19 protein-coding genes and 1 pseudogene are annotated in these 19,510 nt (G+C 61.0%); 11 read left to right on the top strand and 9 right to left on the bottom strand.

What is annotated here, in order from left to right:
* Positions 1-218: 218 nt before the first annotated feature.
* Positions 219-647 carry a cyclic nucleotide-binding/CBS domain-containing protein gene (locus G9465_RS14855; RefSeq protein WP_227015573.1) on the bottom strand — a complete coding sequence of 143 codons (429 nt, stop codon included), beginning with the start codon at positions 645-647 and terminating at the stop codon, positions 219-221.
* Between the two features lie 122 nt (positions 648-769).
* Between G9465_RS14855 and G9465_RS26405 the strand changes: the two genes are divergently transcribed.
* On the top strand, positions 770-934 hold the full coding sequence (locus tag G9465_RS26405; RefSeq protein WP_166971323.1) for a HalOD1 output domain-containing protein: 165 nt from the start codon (positions 770-772) through the stop codon (positions 932-934).
* Positions 935-1,771: 837 nt separating this feature from the next.
* Here the strand turns inward: G9465_RS26405 and G9465_RS14845 are convergent.
* A complete protein-coding gene (locus tag G9465_RS14845; RefSeq protein ID WP_166971321.1) occupies positions 1,772-1,993 on the bottom strand; it encodes a helix-hairpin-helix domain-containing protein in 222 nt (73 codons plus the stop codon).
* Between the two features lie 785 nt (positions 1,994-2,778).
* On the opposite strand from G9465_RS14845, the gene G9465_RS14835 reads away from it, so the two are divergent.
* Positions 2,779-3,483: a ferritin-like domain-containing protein gene (locus tag G9465_RS14835; RefSeq protein WP_227015571.1), complete on the top strand. Its 705-nt coding sequence runs from the start codon at positions 2,779-2,781 to the stop codon at positions 3,481-3,483.
* A gap of 235 nt (positions 3,484-3,718) precedes the next feature.
* On the opposite strand, the gene G9465_RS14830 is transcribed toward G9465_RS14835, so the two are convergent.
* Complete coding sequence (locus tag G9465_RS14830; protein WP_166971319.1) at positions 3,719-4,012, bottom strand: hypothetical protein; 294 nt, start codon at positions 4,010-4,012, stop codon at positions 3,719-3,721.
* Positions 4,013-4,504: 492 nt separating this feature from the next.
* Between G9465_RS14830 and G9465_RS14825 the strand changes: the two genes are divergently transcribed.
* Both G9465_RS14825 and G9465_RS14820 read left to right on the top strand, forming a co-directional pair.
* A complete protein-coding gene (locus G9465_RS14825; protein ID WP_166971317.1) occupies positions 4,505-4,972 on the top strand; it encodes an N-acetyltransferase in 468 nt (155 codons plus the stop codon).
* Positions 4,973-5,088: 116 nt separating this feature from the next.
* The gene (locus tag G9465_RS14820; protein WP_166971315.1) at positions 5,089-5,559 is read left to right on the top strand and encodes a hypothetical protein; all 471 of its coding nucleotides are present in this window, start codon (positions 5,089-5,091) and stop codon (positions 5,557-5,559) included.
* Positions 5,560-5,875: 316 nt separating this feature from the next.
* Here the strand turns inward: G9465_RS14820 and G9465_RS14815 are convergent, their stop codons facing one another.
* A complete protein-coding gene (locus tag G9465_RS14815) occupies positions 5,876-6,421 on the bottom strand; it encodes a hypothetical protein (protein ID WP_166971313.1) in 546 nt (181 codons plus the stop codon).
* A 63-nt stretch (positions 6,422-6,484) separates the two neighbouring features.
* Between G9465_RS14815 and G9465_RS14810 the strand changes: the two are divergent.
* A pseudogene (locus G9465_RS14810) lies at positions 6,485-6,725 on the top strand (IS6 family transposase); the annotation flags it as partial.
* Between the two features lie 362 nt (positions 6,726-7,087).
* Here G9465_RS14810 and G9465_RS14805 read toward each other — a convergent pair.
* The 5 genes from G9465_RS14805 to G9465_RS14785 all read right to left on the bottom strand — a co-directional run bounded on the left by G9465_RS14805 (position 7,088) and on the right by G9465_RS14785 (position 14,876).
* The gene (locus tag G9465_RS14805; RefSeq protein ID WP_166971311.1) at positions 7,088-8,302 is read right to left on the bottom strand and encodes an MBL fold metallo-hydrolase; all 1,215 of its coding nucleotides are present in this window, start codon (positions 8,300-8,302) and stop codon (positions 7,088-7,090) included.
* 210 nt (positions 8,303-8,512) lie between these two features.
* Positions 8,513-10,543: a type II secretion system F family protein gene (locus tag G9465_RS14800; RefSeq protein ID WP_166971309.1), complete on the bottom strand. Its 2,031-nt coding sequence runs from the start codon at positions 10,541-10,543 to the stop codon at positions 8,513-8,515.
* Positions 10,540-13,053: a type II/IV secretion system ATPase subunit gene (locus G9465_RS14795; protein ID WP_166971307.1), complete on the bottom strand. Its 2,514-nt coding sequence runs from the start codon at positions 13,051-13,053 to the stop codon at positions 10,540-10,542. Before G9465_RS14795 ends, G9465_RS14800 begins: the two co-directional genes overlap by 4 nt.
* 186 nt (positions 13,054-13,239) lie before the next feature.
* Positions 13,240-14,385 (bottom strand): pyridoxal phosphate-dependent aminotransferase, encoded by a 1,146-nt coding sequence (locus G9465_RS14790; protein WP_166971305.1) that lies wholly within the window; start codon positions 14,383-14,385, stop codon positions 13,240-13,242.
* A complete protein-coding gene (locus G9465_RS14785) occupies positions 14,382-14,876 on the bottom strand; it encodes an Lrp/AsnC family transcriptional regulator (protein ID WP_166971303.1) in 495 nt (164 codons plus the stop codon). The genes G9465_RS14790 and G9465_RS14785 overlap by 4 nt, the downstream gene beginning before the upstream one ends.
* A gap of 121 nt (positions 14,877-14,997) precedes the next feature.
* Between G9465_RS14785 and G9465_RS14780 the strand changes: the two genes are divergently transcribed.
* The 6 genes from G9465_RS14780 to dhaM all read left to right on the top strand — a co-directional run bounded on the left by G9465_RS14780 (position 14,998) and on the right by dhaM (position 19,506).
* Complete coding sequence (locus G9465_RS14780) at positions 14,998-15,330, top strand: hypothetical protein (RefSeq protein WP_166971301.1); 333 nt, start codon at positions 14,998-15,000, stop codon at positions 15,328-15,330.
* A 51-nt stretch (positions 15,331-15,381) separates the two neighbouring features.
* On the top strand, positions 15,382-16,626 hold the full coding sequence (locus G9465_RS14775) for an MFS transporter (protein ID WP_166971299.1): 1,245 nt from the start codon (positions 15,382-15,384) through the stop codon (positions 16,624-16,626).
* Between the two features lie 47 nt (positions 16,627-16,673).
* Positions 16,674-17,264, top strand: coding sequence for a thioredoxin family protein (locus tag G9465_RS14770; RefSeq protein ID WP_166971297.1), 591 nt, complete (start codon positions 16,674-16,676; stop codon positions 17,262-17,264).
* 159 nt (positions 17,265-17,423) lie between these two features.
* Positions 17,424-18,422, top strand: coding sequence for a dihydroxyacetone kinase subunit DhaK (gene dhaK / locus G9465_RS14765; RefSeq protein WP_166971295.1), 999 nt, complete (start codon positions 17,424-17,426; stop codon positions 18,420-18,422).
* Positions 18,419-19,126 (top strand): dihydroxyacetone kinase subunit DhaL, encoded by a 708-nt coding sequence (dhaL, locus tag G9465_RS14760; RefSeq protein ID WP_166971293.1) that lies wholly within the window; start codon positions 18,419-18,421, stop codon positions 19,124-19,126. Before dhaK ends, dhaL begins: the two co-directional genes overlap by 4 nt.
* The gene (gene dhaM / locus G9465_RS14755; protein WP_166971291.1) at positions 19,126-19,506 is read left to right on the top strand and encodes a dihydroxyacetone kinase phosphoryl donor subunit DhaM; all 381 of its coding nucleotides are present in this window, start codon (positions 19,126-19,128) and stop codon (positions 19,504-19,506) included. Before dhaL ends, dhaM begins: the two co-directional genes overlap by 1 nt.
* Positions 19,507-19,510: the final 4 nt, after the last annotated feature.

Below are 19,510 nucleotides of genomic sequence, written 5' to 3'. Positions count from 1 at the left end.
GGGTCGGAACGGGGAACGTCTACTGGTTGCGTCTGTTCTATCATAAAAAATCCAATACGACGCATACGGAAGAGTACACTGGGTTTTCACGTGGACCATACAATGTGACCAAGTGGATAACACTCTGCAATTGCCACTCAGTACGCAGTGACGTTCTAACAGGTCATTCGGTCACTCTGGTCTGTAATCAGTGACCTAGATTGAGCAATAGAGGACTCTCACTGAGCGCCCAGGTCGTTTCGTCCACGAAGGATTGTGTTCCTGAGCCGAGGTAGATAATGGATGAGATCAGTCGTCGTGAGGATGCCGACGAGGTCGCCATCGTCGGTGACCGGGAGCCGCCGGATCGAGTGTTCTTTCATCAGAGTGGCGGCGGCGTGGATGTCTTCTGTGCTGTCGATCGTGACGAGTGGCGTACTCAGAAATGCAGTCACAGGAACGGAGTCGATATCAGCCCCCGCTGCAACCTGCCGCATAATATCGGATTCAGTTACGATCCCGATGTACTCGCCCGTCTCGGGATCGACCACGACTGCCGATCCGATGTCGTGATCCGCGAACAGTGTCGCAACATCACAGGCCGTCGTCTCTGGCGGAATCGTTCGAACTGACTGCCTCATCACATCACCGACGGATTGATCAATCATACTACTGATTCCTACTGGAGATGGTTAACCCTGCCGAGGAAGTGATACTACAGAACAAGACACTCTGCCACTCACGATACAGTTCGTAGAGTCCATAGCGGAACTGGAGGAGGTAGATTATATTGGCGTTGACCTCGCTCAACGAGGAGATTAACCCCGATGCTCTCGATAGGTTGTTTACCTATCCGTCCACGGAGCGGAAGCAAAAACCTATCTTCGTATGCTTCCAGTACTGTGGCTATACAGCTTCGCAGACGAGGATCACAACATCATGGTTGAGGAGCTAAAACATGGGATGGGAGAGGGACATGGGTGAGGATATGGCGGTTGAGCGGTTGTTTGTTCCAGACAGTCGTGCCGGGCTATCTCTTTGGGAACCTACTGACCGATCGCGATGAATCTGGCCCAAGCCGAGCTTCTGTCTCCATGTTGTTTGGTACCAAGACTTATACGGTGTGTCCCCCTCTCTGCAAGGAGTATGGGTACTCTCGAAAAAATGACAACAGCGGACGGGGTGTGCGACGACTGCGGAGCGGTATGCAGAGTGCGAATTTGGCCAGATAGCGAACTCCGTGCAGTCGGAAATGATGGCAAGTGTGCTTGTGGCAGTCTCTCGTTTCACCGACTCGATTAGTTCGTTTTACTTCTGCAGACAGCACTGATAAGAATATGTACGCCCGCCCTGACGCTAGTATCCAGTACGCAGGTATACCAATCAGACGTTGCAGACGAAATTACCGAGTAATAAGGGCACATCAGCGAAAAAACACCGCTACCGCACCCGCACACGAAACACTCGACAGGGTGGTTGAGTGGTCTCAGAACGGAACGCGGGAGGAATCCGATTTGTGAGTAGTGCCAGTCACCACTCCTCACGTGGCGGGAATTCCTCTCCGCAGCGTGGACAGTATCGCATGGGTGCACGTGACTCTTGACTCTTCCTCCCGTATGTGATTTCTCGCCCGCAACTCTCGCATGCTATCTTTGACATCATGTTCCTCATTGGGCCGTTGCCGCACCGATGGCCTACTGTAGAGTCGAGTTTCAAGTGCGTTAAATGTTAACCACTCCACCATTTGGAATCGGGCGTAAAGGAGAGTACTCACTATGGCTCGCAATATCGGCTACAACTCGTCCCGTAGCCACTGGGACCGCTTCTCCCCAATCCCGTCCACGCGCTGGAGATCGTCAGCGTCGGCCGCGTGGAGATCGGCCACGCTGTCGAACTCGTCGGCGAGCTCGCGCCGCCGTTCGTCGACGTTTCGCCACTCGGTTCGGTACGGTCGATTCGCGGTCTGGGCCGCGCTGTCCGGCGGTTCGTCGCCGCCGGACGTGTGGTCGGTCATGGGTAGGGGTACAGGCCCGCGGTTCGACCGCGGGTTGACCGCGAATGTGACTATCAGGTGATATACCCGCCGCTGAGATAGGGAAAAGTGCCAGAGCGTGGCCAGAGAACTGTGATAGAAGATACGTTTAATAGCCTAGATATGGCCCTTCCGCTATGCAGCAACTCCAGAATCGAGGTGGGTCCGGACTGGTGACGGTGCCGAAGGACTTTCTCGAACGCGACGGCTTGCTGGACGAGAGTGGCGAACCCGAGGACGCGCATCTGACCGTCGAGCGACTCGGTGAGCGCGCGTACGTCGTCCGTGTGTGTGTGACGGGGACGTGCCCGAACTGTCCGAGTGTGAGTTCATCCAACGCATTGCCGCCGAGCGCGTGCTTGACGAGGACGTGTTTGGACGGCGTCAGGGTGAGTAATGGCTGGCCGGAAAGCCGGTGTTCGGTGCCGCATCGGACGGTAGTCGTCGCTGTTTTCGGACCGTGTCGACGTCGGAACCGTCGGGAAGGAGGGCTATTTCGTATGAGGGGGTCTGTTGAAGCCCTCAACACCTGACAGAACTGGTGTGCAAGATACAGAGGATGAGTTCAGCACGCCGACCTCGTTTATCTCGTCAAGTGGGTGCCGAATCAGCCACTCACTGAGCCTGCCGGTAAATCGCCAGGGAATTACTCCCCGGATCAAACCGAACCGGGCCGATATTAGAAAGAGATTACGCTGGTAGAGGGAGTAATAGCCTGAGCATGCTAGAGTACAGGATTTGTAACAATAGGGGGACACCGAGATGGCATGGTCATGGATGAGTCATCCATGACCGACCCCGAGCTCGTTTCGAAGTTGCGAAACGCCGACCCCTCGTCACGGCGATCGTTTCTTCGGCGATCAGCAGCCGCCGGAGCAGGAGCGCTCGCGTTGGCCGTCGGCAGTTCGAACGCGGCGCTTGCTCACGATGGTCAGGACGACAGTTTCGATGATGTGGAGGTGCTAAACTTCGCATTGAGACTCGAACATCTCGAATATGCCTTCTACCGGGACGGACTCGAACGGTTCGACGAGAAGGATTTCAGGAAGGCCGACGTTCTCAGAGGATTTTCCAACCGGGTGAAGGGAGACGTTCTGCCAAACCTCGAAGACATTCGCGATCACGAGGAGACGCACGTCGATGAACTGACACGCATTATTGAGGAGGAATTAGGTGAGGATGCTAACGAGGAGGAGTGCTACGATTTCGGATACGACACCGCCAGTGAGTTTCTCGGTGTCGCTGCGGTTCTTGAAAATACCGGGGTATCGGCCTACGACGGCGCGATCAGCCTCATCGAAAAGGAGGAGTATTTGACGGCTGGTGCGACCATTGCCACGGTCGAAGCGCGCCACGCGTCGTATCTCAACCTGCTTAACGACGATTCCCCGTTCCCGGATGCCTTCGACCCGACGAAGACCCCCAGCCAGGTTCTCGCCGCCGCTGGTGGGTTCATCGTGTCGTGCGAGTAGCGCCCCTCAACTGAAGTACCATGACTTCTTTCTGATACGCGGTTTCCTTCGCTGGTATCGAGTGGTATATCTCTCACCCGTATCGGCCGACCTCGATCCACACTGACTGTGCTTCGACCCGTGCTGTATTCGCGCCCTGTATTCAGCAGGGCTCCTGAAACCTATCACCGATTAAGGATTTTAGCAAGGCCGATACTCAGATGAGTCCGATAGCACGCCGAATTCGGATAGTCCGTCACTCCGTGTCGACGGTGACCGTGCGCTCGACGGCGACCTGCATCTCGCGCGTACTCAGGCGGTCGGCGACCTCGGCGAGCACGTCGTCGCCGACGTGATCCGCGAGGAAATCCAGCGCGTCACGCTTTGCGTCGAGGTCTTGGTGGGCGTGTTCGGTGGCGTGGATGACTGCGGCGGTGTTGTTGCCGACGCCGAACACGTCTTTGGCCTGCTGGATGGACTCGTAGCGGTGGGCGTAGCCGTCATCGGCATCGGTTCGGATGCGGACCTGACTCGGGATGTCCTGACTCATGCCTGTGGCCACGGCCCCCAGAATCCTAGTTTTTCCGGCTACCTCGAATTTGCTGAGTATATAAAGATCGGTCGAATCCTTAGAACGCCGCGGGTCGAGTCGGGGCGCGCTGCGGTCGTCGCGACCAGCTCGGCTGAGTAGTGGCCACGAAGTGAGCGGGCCTCGTGGCCACTATCGCGAGTCGGTTTTTGTCGACGTGCGACCCCGTGTGGTCGCGTCCGAACTCACTTGAGCGGCTCCGACCTATTACGATTAATTGAGCTTCCGCTAGTTTGGTTCCTATGACGATCGTGATCGGGGCGGGCACACATCGAGTTTCGAGTGAAAACCGCCGTCTCTGTTACGACTTGTGTAAAAAGTCGTTACTGCCTGAGTCACTTCATTTCAGGGTCAATTAAGAGAATACGCCGTTCAGTAGACCTGCGTACTGACCGATGCCAGCTGTTACCATACCGCCGGGACCTTTACTACTGAAGCATCGGCAGGCAACCTATGGAACTCGTGGAAGCCACCGTGGACGACCTCGACGCGCTCGCTGACCGCTGGTATTCGCTTGCAAAGTCGATGGAGTCGTACGACGAATTGAACCAACTCGTCTACACGGATGCTGACGACGTCCCGAAGGAGGGCTTCCGCAACCATCTCGATGCCGAGGAAATCACCGACTATCTCGTCGTTCACGAGAACGAGACCATCGGCTACGTCATCCTCCGGGAAGGGCACCACCCGTCCCGCCAGTATTCGCATTATCTTCGTATCGTTGATCTTCACATTGACGAAGACCGACGAAACAGCGGTCACGGCACAGCAGTCGTCGATCGCGTTAAGGAGATCGCTCGCGACCGAGGATGTGACCACCTCAAAGTCTCTTGTGAGTGGGAAAACGAAGATGCACGACGGTTCTACCGTGGTACGGATTTCCGACCGAAGCAAGTCGAATATGCGCAACCACTGAACTGACCGAAAGATACGTTCAGTACATCCCCTGCATCGACCGTTCAGTAGGTGTGCGTATTACCCAAGTGTGATTTTGTCCTTACGGCATGGGTTCATATTGGGAGCATGAATGAGAGCCTATGAAGCGCCGTCACTATCTTGGAATCATATCAATTGTCTCGACAGGGATAACAGCAGGTTGCTTAGGTGGAAATAGGTCTGAGGAGCCAACCTGCTCCAATGGAAATAGCTGGTCTCCGAATGTCAAAGCGGATATTTTGACCCTTTCACCTGGGGATTCGGATGAGATCGATATTCACATCGATAGCCTCTCCAGATTCCAATTGTTCGGGCACTTAGTACATGATTCAGCCGCTATCGACTTGAGTTTTGATGAGGATACGGTTTCTCCTGCACCTGATCGTGCATTAGATTCCTCACCGCCCGTTTGGAAGTGGGAAGAGTGTACCAGCGTCGATATTACTCTCCCAGTCTCCGTCTCTTCCGATGCATCACCGGGTGAGTATGAATGGGGATTCAGTATCTCTGAGGAAATCGGCAAACCTCATTCAAATGAGTTCTACTACACGATTACTGTAGATAGAAACTAACCTAACCAGATCTGGTTAGGTATACTTCACCTGTATTGAGCGGTTTTACGACTTATTAAACAAGTCGGCACTGGAGGCGTGTCTTCGGCTACGGTATCTGGATTCGTAATCGGAGCATTGTTTTTACGTACCCAGAACTACCCATTTAGCTACACTGCCGAAAACGAGTGGGGCACGCCCACCCGGCGCCATCACGGCGTCGGTATCTCAGCCAACTCAAGCGTTATAATCGAACTTGTCAGATTTGAAATGGGCGCACGACTCGATATCGGTCAGTATAATGAGCTTATTCGGCTCTTGGGGTTATAGTACTGATCTATGGACAAGCAACGGTTTCCCATCTCGAATTAGGACGGAATCCTGATGGATCTCTGTCAGATCGAGAAGCGAATCTTGGATCAATGTAATACCACGAATGGAATGGTTCACTACCCAGATCTGTTTCCATTTCATCCATTTGAGTAATCGAAAAATCGACAGACACGTTGACTTCAATAAAGAATCCATTTTTTGTTTTTCCATAGACGTTTCCTGTCCATCCGTCGAATCCTCCAAACTTTGTATCTGGGCGGTTTTTGAATGTCGCCTCGGCAAATCGCTTTTCAAATTCGACAGCGAATGCCTTGGCGCTCTCTTCAGTCATTTCTGAAGGAAAAGCAGGGTACTCCGCTTCTGGTATTGATGAAACACTGCAGGGTTCACTTAAATGGGGAGTATCCCGTGCATCGGTATCGGCTGTTCGATCGTTTTCTGATGGAATATCCGTGCCGTCGCTCGTAGGGCTAAGAGATCTGTTACAGCCAGCTAGACTGGTAAATAATGCAGTGGAGAGACCTCCTAATACCGTACGTCGATCCGACATAATTACAGTGCTTTTCCCAGAATGAAAAACTTGGCGTCTCTGGTTTAGTACCTATACCTATTCCACGATTGGGTACAGAAAGCCGATTTACAGCCAGAATCCGGAAAAGCTCCGAATCAGATCGCGCTCGACGAAACGGTGATTCGCATCAACGATCAGCAATTCTGGCTGTACGCCGCTGCTGATCCACAGACGAACCAACTGCTTCACGTCCGGCTGTTTTCGACGACAACCACCGCTCTCACCGAAATTTTTCCTCCGCGAACTTCGGCAAAGAATGGTCCTCTCGGACGCGTTCCTGCTCGCGTCCCTCTACCAGTTCGGTGGTATCGGGACCATCACGCTTGATGGCCATCGTACACGCTCACGGCCGATTACGCCGTCATGGTGTCGCTCGGCGTGTGGGTCGTCGCGTTCGCTAGCTCGGAGACCAAACGGTTCCACTACCGTTCTTCGGCCGCTTCGCACCATTAGTCGTTCGTGGACTCGCCGAACGCCGTGCGTTCGCTCACTCTCGGCGAGTTCTGGCTCTCGCGTCGCGACCACAGTCCCGAGCGGTGTGCACGTTCGTCGACGCCCGGCTTTGAACCACTGCCAGTCACGGCGCCGAGTGGAGCGAGGCGATCGGTCCCGCTGGGACGACGTTCCGGCGCGCTCCGCCACCTCTCACAACCCGAACGGTCCGAGGACGCCGAAGTCGATGCGGAGCGATTCGATCATCGTCGCGGCGTGGCTCTGCATGAACACGTCGGCGCCGCGGAGTCGGTCGTTCCCCCACGTCTCCAGCGTGGCGTCCGCCGCGACCCGCGACGTCTCGTCTAGATACGCCGCGAACGTCTCCCAGAGGTTGGTTGGCTGGCGTTCCTGGACGACCTGCCCGAGGTCCACCGTGGCGATAGCCTCGCGGCAGTTCGCCTCCAGATCCGTAATGAATTCTCGCTGGGTCCGGACGTCCGCCGGCGTCCCGAGTCGAGTCAGGTGGCCGGCGACGAGCGTATCGAAGTCGTACTCGAGGATCTGATCGTGGGCCCTGATGTAGCCCGGAACGTCTGACGACTCGGCGAGGTTCTGGAAGGGGATCCATCCCGGGAACACGACGTCGACGAACATGAGGACTCGGTGGGTTGGCGCGTGGATGAAGACGTTTCCGGCGGCGTGGTTCGGACCGCGGTGTTCGAGTTCGAGGCGTTGGTCCCCGACTTCGAGGGTGTAGCTGTTGCCATCGGCGTGTCGACGTGCGGGGCATTCCTGCATACCGCCGGAGGGTGTGGTTGCAGATGGCGTTCGCTGGGATGGGGTGTCTTCCGAGGGAGTACCGGTACTGTCGGGCGTGCGCTCCTGCTGACCGGCAGTGCTCGGAGTGGCGGTCGTTCTCGGACCGAACACAGTCGTCGGAGACGGGCGGTTGTCGTCACCGACCCGGTCGAGGAATCTGGCGGTCCCCACGTGGGCGATGTACTCGGCGTCGTCTGGGTAGAGCGTCGCAGCGCCGATGTGGTCCGCGTGGTAGTGGCTGTAGACGACGTGGGTGATCGGTTCGTCGGTCACCTCGTCAATCGCGGCGAGGATGTTCTGCCCGATGGTCGGGGGTGCGTCGACGACGACCACGCCCTCGCCCGTCGTGAGAAACAGCATCTGGTAGACGCCCTCGGTGATCCAGTAGATGCCGTCGCCGAGTGCCTCCACCAGATAGCCCTTGTCGGGAATCTCCGGGTCTTCGGGGGCCGAAGTCTGTGCCGCGAGCGCGCTCGTCGCGTCTGAAAGGTCCTGCGCCGACACTGAGCCGCTCAAGCCTGCCATCCCGAGCAGACCTGCCGCGCTGGCGGTGAGGTAGCTCCGCCGTGTGACGTCGGGGTCTACCGGATGATTGTTCCCCTGCATGGTGTCTCGACGACGAGTGACGCGCGCAAAGTTATGACCGAGATACCCCTCTCGTCCTGTCGGTACCGGTACTGGACGGGGTCACGGGACGCGGATTACCGGCGTGAGTGAGACGGGTGGCGTGGCTCACTCACAGAGTTGGCTCGGATTACTTCCGGCGGAGTGCGGGAAAGACGAAGAGTCTGCCACCGCGGGCGAGACACGGACGGGTTACCCGACGGCCATCCACACGACGAGCGCTATCGTCGAGAGAACGACGGCGAACTTCACGCCCGCCATCAGGTTCACCTCGCGGATATAGCCGGCGATGAACGAGGAGAGGAGCGCCTGCAGGGTGACCGCGTGGAAGAACAGCATCGACAGGAGGTCGACGTCGACGCTGCCACCGAACCCGCTGCCGGACCCGCTGGCACCGGAGGCCTGACTCGACAGGCCGGACATCACGTCGAGGAACTGCGTCTTCAGCAGCGCCATCACGCCCAGCAGGGTGAGGTAGGTCATGATGATGATGACCATCTGCATCCGGGTTCGGGACTTCCGCTCGCGCTCGATGTCGTCCTGATTCTCCGAGGCCTGTGCGGCCGTCGAGAGGACGTCCTGAATCTGGCTGGAGGCTTCCTGTGCCTCGGCGATGAGTTTCACCGTCCGAGCCAGTCGCGGGACGTGGTACTTGTTGTTGAACTCTCGGAGGGCCTCCTTGAGACTGGTGCCGTAGTTGACCTTCGCGTGCATCGTCTCGAGCTCGTCTGAGAGCTTCCCGGCGGACGTCTCGGAGACGACTTTGATGGATTCGAGCAGGGTCATTCCGGTGTCGTTCGCCGAGGCGAGTTTCCGGAGGTTGTCCGAGAGGTTGCCGATGATGGCTTTCCGCGAGCGCTGGTTCCACTCGTAGAATATCGTCAGCGGCACGAAGTTGATGTACATCGGGACGTACACCCAGAAGAACGTCCCCGGTACAGGCCGGTTAATCATCCCGTCGAGCGAGAGGGGGGCTTGTCCGAGGACCACGGCGGCGACGAGAGAGAGGATAGAGAGCGGAATCGTCAGCCCCAGCACGAGCATCGGGTGGTCGCGGAAGAACAGGTGCGGCTTCTTGAGAATCTGGAGGAATTCGTAGGTCCCTTCGCGGCTCTTCACGCGGTCGAAGACGGCGTAACTGCCGCTGTACTGCTCGACGAGGCCGAGGTTGAAGACGCCGATGCCTTCGTCGACGACGATGTCGTCTTCACTGGCGTCTGGCCGGAGGTACCCATCACCGATGGAGTCCTGCGTGACCGTAGAGACGAGCACCAGGAAGGCCATCCCGGTCAGCGGGATGAGGCCGTAGACGGTACCGTAGATGAGCGTCTGTTGGGCGTTCCCCATCATCGACATGATGACGAGGATGATGATGAGCAAGAGGGGGAACAGCGAGAGGGTCATGTACATCTCGCCGAACAGTTCCAGCGTCTCCAGCATCTTCTCTTGCTCCTGCCGGGCGGTCCGCATGTGCTTCTCTTTCTGGTCTTCGAGGAACGAGGTCATGTCCCCCCCGGAGTTGATGATAGAGAGCATGTCGGTGAGGAACTGGGAGAGGCTGTCGGAAGGGGTTTCGAGCGCCTGATTCCGAACGGCCGTCCGATAGTCCGTATCGAAGTATTCGGTCTCTAGAACGATAGACTGGAACTCCTTTGCCACCTCGCCGTAGGTGTCGTCGGCTTTCGCCATCGCCTGGAGGATCTCGAGCTGGTTCAGCCCACCCACGGAGAGGGCGTACATAAACGAGATGGAGTCCGAGAGGAGGATGTTGATTTCGCGCTCGCGAGCACTGGCCCGGAAGTACGGAATCGAAACGAGCGAGCCGAAGCCGATGCCGAAGCCGATGGCACCGAAGACGACGCCCGTCACGAGAATCAGGAAGGGGAGTTTCAGCGCCTCGATGATGGCGAGCAGCGTCTCGTTCTGGATGACGACGCCGATGAACGTCGGCCCCTCCGAGCCAGTAAACAGGATACTGACGAGTAGGTACCCGAGCAGGGTGCCGACGAGCCAGAGTGCCAGTCCCGCGATGACGCCGACGGCGAGGGCGCGTGCGAGGAACATCTCGACGTTGTCGGCCATCCGCGCCTCGGCGAGTTTCGTCTGCACGCTGTCGACGAAATCGCCTTCCTCGTCGAACAGCGTCTGGTAAGCGGGGTAGAAAGCGTCACCCAGAGCGCCACCGCTCCCGAGTTGTTGCTGACCCTTCGTGTCGAGGCTCATCCGCTATCTGCCTCCTTCCCGGCTTTCGGGACGAACTGGCCGAAGCCGACGGTCTCTTCTTCCTCATTTTCGGCCTCCGCCAGTGCGTCGCCGTCCATCAGCGCCGAGACGATGTCGGTGGTGTCGCCGCTCGTGAACTGGTCGAACAGCGGGCCGGCGTTGTCCAGTACGTCTTTCGTCTCCTCGACCATCTCCGGTGGGGCGTCGGGCCGCGGGACCATCTCCTCTTTCTCGGGATCGATGTCGATCTTGACAGACTCCATCTCCCGGAGGTCTTCGAGCGACTGTTCGAGTTGGTCGTTGGCGATGAGTGTGAGGATGGTCTCCGGGTCGTTGATGAACGCCTGAATCGTCGCGGCGACCTGCGTGTAGGTGTTTAGCCCCTGTTCGATGAGGTACGCGAGGACGACTTTCCGCTTGAACAGTTCCTCGTCGAGTTTCTCTTGGGTCCACCCGCGGTCGAACTTGACCTCCTCTAAGGTGTTCGAGTTCCCCATCTGGATGTACTCGTCCGTCTCGGCGCGCCACTCGTAGACGTCCCGGACGTTGATTTCGTCGTTCTCGGCGGAGTACTCGTTGATTTCCGTGAGCGACTTGTTCCGGCGGACCTTGTTGCCGTCGACCCGCGTCTGGGTCTGGATCGAGACGAGGTCAAGCGCGGTAAACAGCGTCTTCGAGACGTTGATCGGTTCGGTGGTGAAGCGCTTGATGACCTCACCGACGGAGTCGGCGTGGAAGGTGGTGTAGGTGGTGTGACCGGTCGACATGACCTGAAACAGGGTGCGACCTTCCTCACCGCGAATCTCACCCATGACGATGTAGTCCGGACGTTGCCGGAGTGCGGCCTCCAGCAGGTCGAACTCGTCGACGTCGCCGGTGTCGTCCTCGCCGAAGGAGGGGCGGGTGACGCTGGCGACCCAGTTGCGCTGTGGCAGTTCCACCTCGCGGGTGTCCTCGATGGAGACGATTTTCGAGTTCGAGGGGATAAACAGCGAGACGGCGTTCAGACTCGTGGTCTTCCCGGATGCGGTCCCGCCCGCGAAGATGAGCGACTTGTGGTTCTCGATACAGAGCCAGAGGAACGCCATCTCGTCCAGCGAGAACGTGTTCCAGTTGATGAGGTCGATGGGGGTGAAGGGGACGTCCTTGAACTGCCGGATGGTGTAGTTCGTCCCGTGGTCGGACACTTCCCGGCCGAGCGTCAACTGGGCGCGAGAGCCGTCGGGGAGCGTCGCGTCGACCTGTGGTTGACGCTTCGAGATGCCCTTCCCCGAGCGCTGGGCGAGTTTGACGACGAAGTCGTCGAGTTCCGTCTGGCCGTGTTCGACGTTCGAGATGATCTGCTCGTAGTCGGTGTGGTAGACGAACACCCGGGAGTTGTACCCGTCACAGGAGATGTCCTCGACGTTGATGTCGTGTTTGATGCCGTCGATGCGGGCGTACCCGATGAAGTCCCGCTTGAGCATGTACAGCAGTTTCTCGACTTGGTACTCGTTGAGCGTCGCGGGGTCGTCCTCGAGAATCGCCGGTTCGGGCCGCGTCGAGATACCGTCGAGTTGCCCGGCCGCTTCCGGGTCTTCGGCCGCCTCGCCCATGTCGAACAGCTCTTTCACCTGGTCGAGGATGCCGCCGCCGTCGCCGCTGCCGGCACCGACTGTCCCGTCGTAGAGGTCGTATCTGGAGAGGAGGTTCTCGGCCTCTCGCTGGATGACTTCGGCCCGGTCGGCGTTCGACCCCTGAACGATGACCTCGTCCTCCGAGTACTTGATGGCCGTCTTGAGCTTTCCGGAGAGGAACTGCTTGAGGTCGTCCTCGATGGCGTTGAGGTACGGTTCGACGACGTAGTACTTCTTCTCGTTCTCCTTGCGGGAGTGGAAGATGACGACGCAGGCGTAGGGCTTGTTGACCCAGTAGCGCTCTAGCTCTTTGAAGTGAGACTTCTTGCTGTGTGGGACCGCCTTCTCTAGGTCGTAACGGTTGACGACCGTCGTGTGGCCGTGTCTGGTCGAGAAGAACGCGTCCTCGTCTAACTCCGGATTGACGTCGACGGTGTTCTCGCCGACGACGTCGGCCAGTTCGGACGCGAAGTCTTCGGCCTGTGAGAGTCGGGTCTCGGTGTGGTCCGGGTCGAAGCCGAGGTGCTTTTCGGCGTCGAACGGGACCACCTCGCCCTCCTCGTCCCGGGGGAGAGAGCCGTCCTCGTAGTAGTACTCTTGCTTGAAGTGTTCCCACGTGTAGGCGCCCTTCGTGACGGGCGTCGTCGAGGGGTCGAGATACTCCTCGAACGGCCCGTTCAGCGTGAGCGCCGTGCTCGCTGCCGTCTCTAGCTTGTCTCCGAGTTGGCGTGGCTCGAACCCGAGATACTCGCTCCGATCGAACCGGCCTCCATCGTGGAACTCCCGTCGCAAGTCGTCCCACGTGTACTCCCCGACTGCCGCCGACTGGTCGGCACCAGTCCCACCCTCGCCGACCTGATTCGGCTCTGCCCCCCCTGTGTCATCAATTGCCATTATCTGTCATCTGCTGGTCGGCGTGAAAAAACTTATTGCCGGTGAATTGACCCACGATTCCCCGGACGGTGACCCTATGCTGCACGGTTTGACAGTGATTGTAGAGGAACTATCCTTAAGCTTTCGGCACCGCTATTGTGGTTGATAACTGGGTGTCCGCCCCGTCCCGAAACGGTTCTCGAGGCGCTACTGGAGGAACGATTCCATCCGGTTCATCGCCTCTTTGAGGTCGTCTAGCCCCGTCGCATAGGAGAGGCGAAGGTGGCCGTCCCCGCCTTCGCCGAAGGCGGTACCCGGCACGACGGCGACACCCTCGGACTGGAGCAACGACTCGGCGAACTCGCTCGCGTCGTCCCACGGACACTCGGGGAAAGCGTAGAACGCCCCCGACGCGGGGAAGCAGTCCAGTCCCATGCCATCGAGACGCGAGAGGACGTAGTTCCGCCGTCGGTCGTACTGCGAGGTCATCTCCTCGACCTCCTCCCAGCAGTTCTCCAGTGCCTCGATTGCGGCGTACTGAGCGGTGGTCGGCGCCGACAGCATCGTGTACTGGTGAACGCGGTTCATCGCGGTGATGGCCTCCGGCGGCCCCATCGCGTAGCCGAGTCTGAATCCGGTCATCGCGAAGGCCTTCGAGAACCCGTTGAACACGACGGTTCGTTCGCGCATCCCCGGGAGCGTCGCGATAGAGGTGTGGTCGTGTTCGTAGGTCAGGTCGGCGTAGATCTCGTCGGCGAACACCACGAGGTCGTTCTCCCGGCAGAAGGCCGCCACCTCGCGGAGTTCCTCGCCGGTCATCGTCGCGCCCGTCGGGTTGTTCGGGTAGCAGTAGACCAGCGCGTCGGCCTCGGCCGCGCCCGACTGTTCGAGCACCTCGCGGGTGAGTTTGAACTCGTCCTCGACGCGGGTCGGCACGTCGACGACGTCGACGCCGGCGAAGGTCGCACCCGGGACGTAGGAGACGTAACACGGCTGTGCGACCGCGATGCTGTCGCCGGGGTTGAGCAGCGCGCGGAACGCCAAGTCGAGCCCCTCGCTCGCGCCGGCGGTGACCAGAATCTCCTCGTCGGGGTCGTAGGTCAGGTCGTGGCGCTCGGTCTCGTAGCCGGCGATGCGCTCGCGGAGTTCGCGCTTGCCGCGGTTGGCGGTGTAGGAGGTCTGGCCGCGTTCGAGCGAGGTGATGGCGGCCTCGCGGGCGGCCCACGGCGCGGAGAAGTCCGGTTCGCCGACGCCCAGCGAGATGATGTCGTCCATCTCCTCGGCCAACTCGAAGAACCGTCGGATACCCGACGGTGGCACCGCGTCGACTCGGTCTGCTGGCTCGAACGTCATGGCGAGACGGAGAGTCTGTCGTCGTCGTCGTGGTCGTCGAAGTTCATCCCCTGTTCCTTGTAGGACTCCATGATGTAGTGGGTGACCGTCTGGGTAATCTCGGGGATGGGCGCTATCTTGTCGCTGATGAAGTGCGACACCTCCCGCATGGAGTCGCCCTCGACTTCGAGGTCGAAGTCGTAGTCACCGCTGACGAGGCGCAGAGAGGTGACCTCGGGGAACTTCCCGATGCGGTCGGCGATGTCGCTGTAGTTGGTTTCGCGGTCCAGTGCCACGTTGAGTTCGACCGTCGCGCGCACTCGCTCCTCGTCGGTGCCGACGGCGCTCCAGTCGACGACGGCCTGATACCCACAGATGACGCCGGCCTCCTCGAACTCCTCGACGATGGTCTCGACCTCGCTCTCGGAGAACCCCGTCATGTGGGCGAGGTCCTCCGTCGTGTAGCGGGCGTTCTCCCGCAGCAGGTTCAGAATCTCGCGGCGACTGCTCATACACAGAGGCGGACGGTCCCGAACAAAAGCCTTGCTCAATGGTGGGACTGACTGGCACGCTGTCGGTCGGTCGTCGAAACCGACGCGAGGTTTAATTAGGTAGCGTCCTACGACTCGGCTGATGTTCGAGGAGGCCGCAAACGAAGAGACAGTCGAGACGGGGTGGGGGAACGTCGCGTCGTACGACGGCGCGCCGGCGGTCATCGACACCCTCCTGCGTCTCGACGCCGAGGCGACGTACACCAAGACCGAACTGAGCGACGAGGCCGGTGTCCCCCTGAAGACGCTGTATCTCGATGGCACGTTAGCGCATCTCGTCGAGATAGGGGTTCTGGAGAAACACGAGGTCGAAGGCGACGAAGCGCTGTTCGGCGTCGCGACGGAGACGGACGTGTTTCGCGCCGCTGCGGCGTTCGACGAGGCGGTTTCGGCTCGATTGGCCGAGAAGGAGTGACCCCGCCGAACCACACCGTTCTTTGTGGCGGGCCGCACACCCTGACCTATCGTGGTCTCTGACGCCCAGTCCCGTCTCGTCGTCGGCCTCGTCGGGGGGTCGCATCTGGTCAACCACGCCTACTTCATGCTGCTGCCCCCGATTTTCGGGCCGCTGAAGGCCGACCTCGGGCTGACCGACGCCCAACTGGGTATCGCACTGGGGACCGTCGGCGTCGTGGTCACGGCGCTCCAGTTGCCGTTCGGGTCGCTATCGGACTCGCGGAGTCGGACGTCGGTGCTGGCCATCTCACTGACGTTCGGAGCGCTGGGTGCGATGCTCACCGCCACCGCCCAGAGCTACCTTTGGTTGCTCGTCGCGAGCGTCGTCACCGGAATCGGTATCGCCGGTCACCACCCAGCACACTACCCGCTCATCGGGACGGCGACGACGCCAGACACCCGTGGCCGGGCCTACAGCGTCCACGGGTTCACCGGGGCGCTCGGCTTCGCCGCGCCGCCGGCCGTCGTCGCGACGGCGAGCACGCTCGGTGTCGACTGGCGCGTCGCCATCGGCGCTATCGCCGTCGTCGGCGGCGTCTACGGCGCCGCCTGTCTGCTCGCCTTCGACCGGCGCGTCGACGAGACCATCACCCATCCAACGAGCACCGAGCAGTCGGGTGAGGCCCCACTCGCGACGCGGATTCGGAACGAACTCCGCACTGTCCTCGCCTCGCCGCCGATACTCGCGCTCACCGTCCTCTGGTTCGTCACGTCGATGGCCGGGTGGGGCATCAAACAGTACACGGCGACGCTGCTCTCCGTTGGCTACCCGATTCCCGACGCCACCGCGAACTTCGCCGTCTCGGCGATGCTCGTCACCGGCGCGGTGCTCATCTTCGCCGGCGGGTGGCTCACCGACCGCTACTCGCCGGGGCCGGTGCTCGTCGGCGGCTACGCCGCGCTGGTCGTCGTCGCCTCCCTGCTGGCGCTGGGCACGCTCCCGGTGCTCGGAGCGCTGGCGCTCGTCCTCGTCCTCTCGGCCACCGTCGACGGCAGTCGGCCCGCCCGAGCGTCGCTGGCCGACGCCCTCTCCTCGGCGGACTCGGCGGGGAAGAACTTCGGCCTGCTCACGGTGGGTATCTCCGGCGGCGCGGCCGTCGCGCCACCCGTCCTCGCTGTCGTCGTCGAACGCGCTGGCGTCGCGGCGGCGTTCTGGGTCGTGGCCGGCACCGGTGTCCTCGCCATCGGCCTGACGGCTGTCGTGCTGGCCGTGGGTGGGTCACGAGCGACGGAGTCGGTCCAACTGGGGAACTGAGCGGGGTCCGTGGGCTTTTATCGAACGACGACGTAGCGTCGCCCACCATGGTTTCGCTCGACTCCGACTCCGACGTGCTCGAACGTGGCGACGCCGCACCGACGTTCGAACTGCCCGGTGCCGACGGGGCGACGTACGCGCTCGACGACTTCGCCGACTACGACGCACTGCTCGTCGTGTTCACGTGTAACCACTGTCCCTACGCGAAGGCGAAGATTCCCGAACTGAACCGGCTGGCCGAGGCGTACGACGACCTCGCCGTCGTGGGCATCAACCCGAACGACGCCGAGGCGTACCCGGACGACTCGTTCGAACGGATGCAGTCACTCGTCGAGAGCGGCGACGTGGCCTACGACGCGTACCTCCGTGACGAGAGCCAGTCTGTCGCGGCGGCGTACGGCGCTCGCTGCACGCCGGACCCGTTCCTGTTCCGGAACGACGGCGGGACGTTCCGACTGGCCTATCACGGTCGACTGGACGACGCCCCGAACCCCGACGACGAACCGAGCGAACGAGAGATGGCAGCCCACGTCGAGACGCTGCTGGCCGGCGACGAGATAACCAGCGCCGAGAAGCCGTCCCGTGGGTGTTCCATCAAGTGGACCGAGGGCAACGAACCCGACTACTGGGACGTCTAATCACCGACCCCGCTGGGCCGTCCGACTCGCCGCTTGGACCCAGTCGAGTCCGTCGAACGAACCGACAGGCACGCTTTTCGAGCGAAAACGCCCTCACACACTCCTGACACGCCCCTCGCTCAGCTTTAAGGACCAGTGCGGCGATTGTCATCATGTACCATGAAGAAGCTCATCAACGACCCGGACGACGTGGTCGACGAGATGCTCGACGGGATGGTCGCGGCGTACCCGGACCGCGTCCGTCGGCTGTCGGATACGAACGTACTGGTCCGCGAAGACGCGCCGGTCGGCGGGAAAGTCGGCGTCGTCAGCGGCGGCGGGAGCGGCCACGAACCGACACACGCCGGCTACCTCGGCGAGGGGATGCTCGACGGCGCGGCCGCGGGGGAAGTGTTCACGTCACCGACGGCCGACGAACTGGAGGAGATGGTCGCCGCCGCCGACAGCGGCGAGGGCGTCCTGATGGTCGTGAAGAACTACGAGGGCGACGTGATGAACTTCGAGACGGCCGGCGAGATGGTCGAGATGGAGGGGACCGAGGTGGCCGAAGTCGTCGTGAACGACGACGTGGCCGTCGAGGACTCGCTGTACACCTCCGGACGCCGTGGCGTCTGTGGCACCATCCTCGTCCACAAGGCCGCCGGTGCGAAAGCCGCGGCGGGCGCCGACCTCGATGAAGTCCAGCGGGTCGCCCAGAAGGTGGTCGACAACGTCGGCACGATGGGGATGGCCCTGACCTCCTGTGTGACCCCGGAGAAGGGCGAACCGACGTTCGACCTCGGCGAAGACGAAATCGAACTCGGCATCGGTATCCACGGCGAACCGGGCGTCGAACGGACCGACATCATGGACGCCGACGCCATCACCGAGGAACTCACCGAGTCCGTACTGGACGACCTCGACCTCGACGAGGGACAGGAGGTCGTCACCATCGTCAACGGGATGGGCGGGACGCCACAGATGGAACTGTTCGTGGTCAATCGGAAACTGCAGGAACTGCTCGGCGACCACGGACTGGAGACGTGGGACGCGTGGGTCGGGGACTACATGACGTCGCTGGACATGGCGGGGTGTTCCATCACCGTCTGTGCCGTCGACGACGAGTTGAAGGAGTTGCTCGGAGCGCCGGCCGACACCCCGGCGCTGACGGTCCGATGAGCGACGAGGGTGCCGCCGTCGTCGCCGCCGTACAGGCCATCGCGGAGCGGTTGGAAGCCGAACGGAGCTATCTCACCGACCTCGACTCGGCCATCGGTGACGCCGACCACGGGGGGAACATGGCCCGTGGCTGGAGCGCCGCCGCCGAGAAAGTCGCCGACCTCGACGACCCCGACCCGGCGACGGTGGTCAAGACAGCGGGCAAGACGCTTCTCTCGGAGGTGGGCGGTGCATCGGGACCGCTCTATGGCGGGTCGCTCGTCTTCGCCAGTCAGGAACTCGACGGGGGCATCACCGCCGAAACCGCGGTGGCGTTCGCCGAGACCTATCTGGAGAAGGTGCAGGACCGCGGCGACGCCTCGGTAGGGGATAAGACGATGGTCGACGCGCTGGTACCGGCCGTCCACACCTTCAAGAAGTCCGTCGAGACGGACGACCTGCCGCCGGTCGAGGCGCTGGCAAAGGCCGTCGCGGCCGCCGAGCGAGGCGTCGACTTCACGGTCCCCATCCGGGCCTCGAAGGGCCGAGCGTCGTATCTCGGGTGGCGCTCGGTGGGCCACCAGGACCCCGGCGCGACCAGCACGCTGTACATCATGGAGGAACTGTTGGACGTCGCGACGGAACACGTAGACGTCGCCGAGACGCCCGCCGTCGACGCGACGTCGCCGACCGTTCCCGACGGCGAGGAGGCCGCCGAGGACTGATGGTCGGCCTCGTAATCGTCTCGCACAGTCGGAAAGCCGCCGAGGGAATTGCCGAGGTGGCCGCCGAGATGGGCGGGGTCACCCGCATCGAACCGGTCGGTGGCGACGGACAGGGCGGGTTCGGGACGGTCCCCGACGACATCGAAGACGCACTCGCGGCCGCGGACGACGGCGAGGGCGTCGTCGTCCTCGTGGACCTCGGGAGCGCCGTGATGAACGCCGACGTCGCCATCGAGATGAGCGACGTAGACGCGGTCATCGCCGACGCGCCGGTACTGGAGGGGGCGGTCAACGCCGCCGTCGCGGCGACCAGTCCGAAGGCGACGCTGGACTCGGTTCGCGAGCAAGCCGAGGCCGCACGGGACGTGGACAAACTCTGAGACG

The organism is Haloarcula sp. JP-L23 (assembly GCF_011602445.1).
Lineage (GTDB): Archaea > Halobacteriota > Halobacteria > Halobacteriales > Haloarculaceae > Haloarcula > Haloarcula pellucida.
This window is presented reverse-complemented; position numbering and strand designations above follow the sequence as displayed.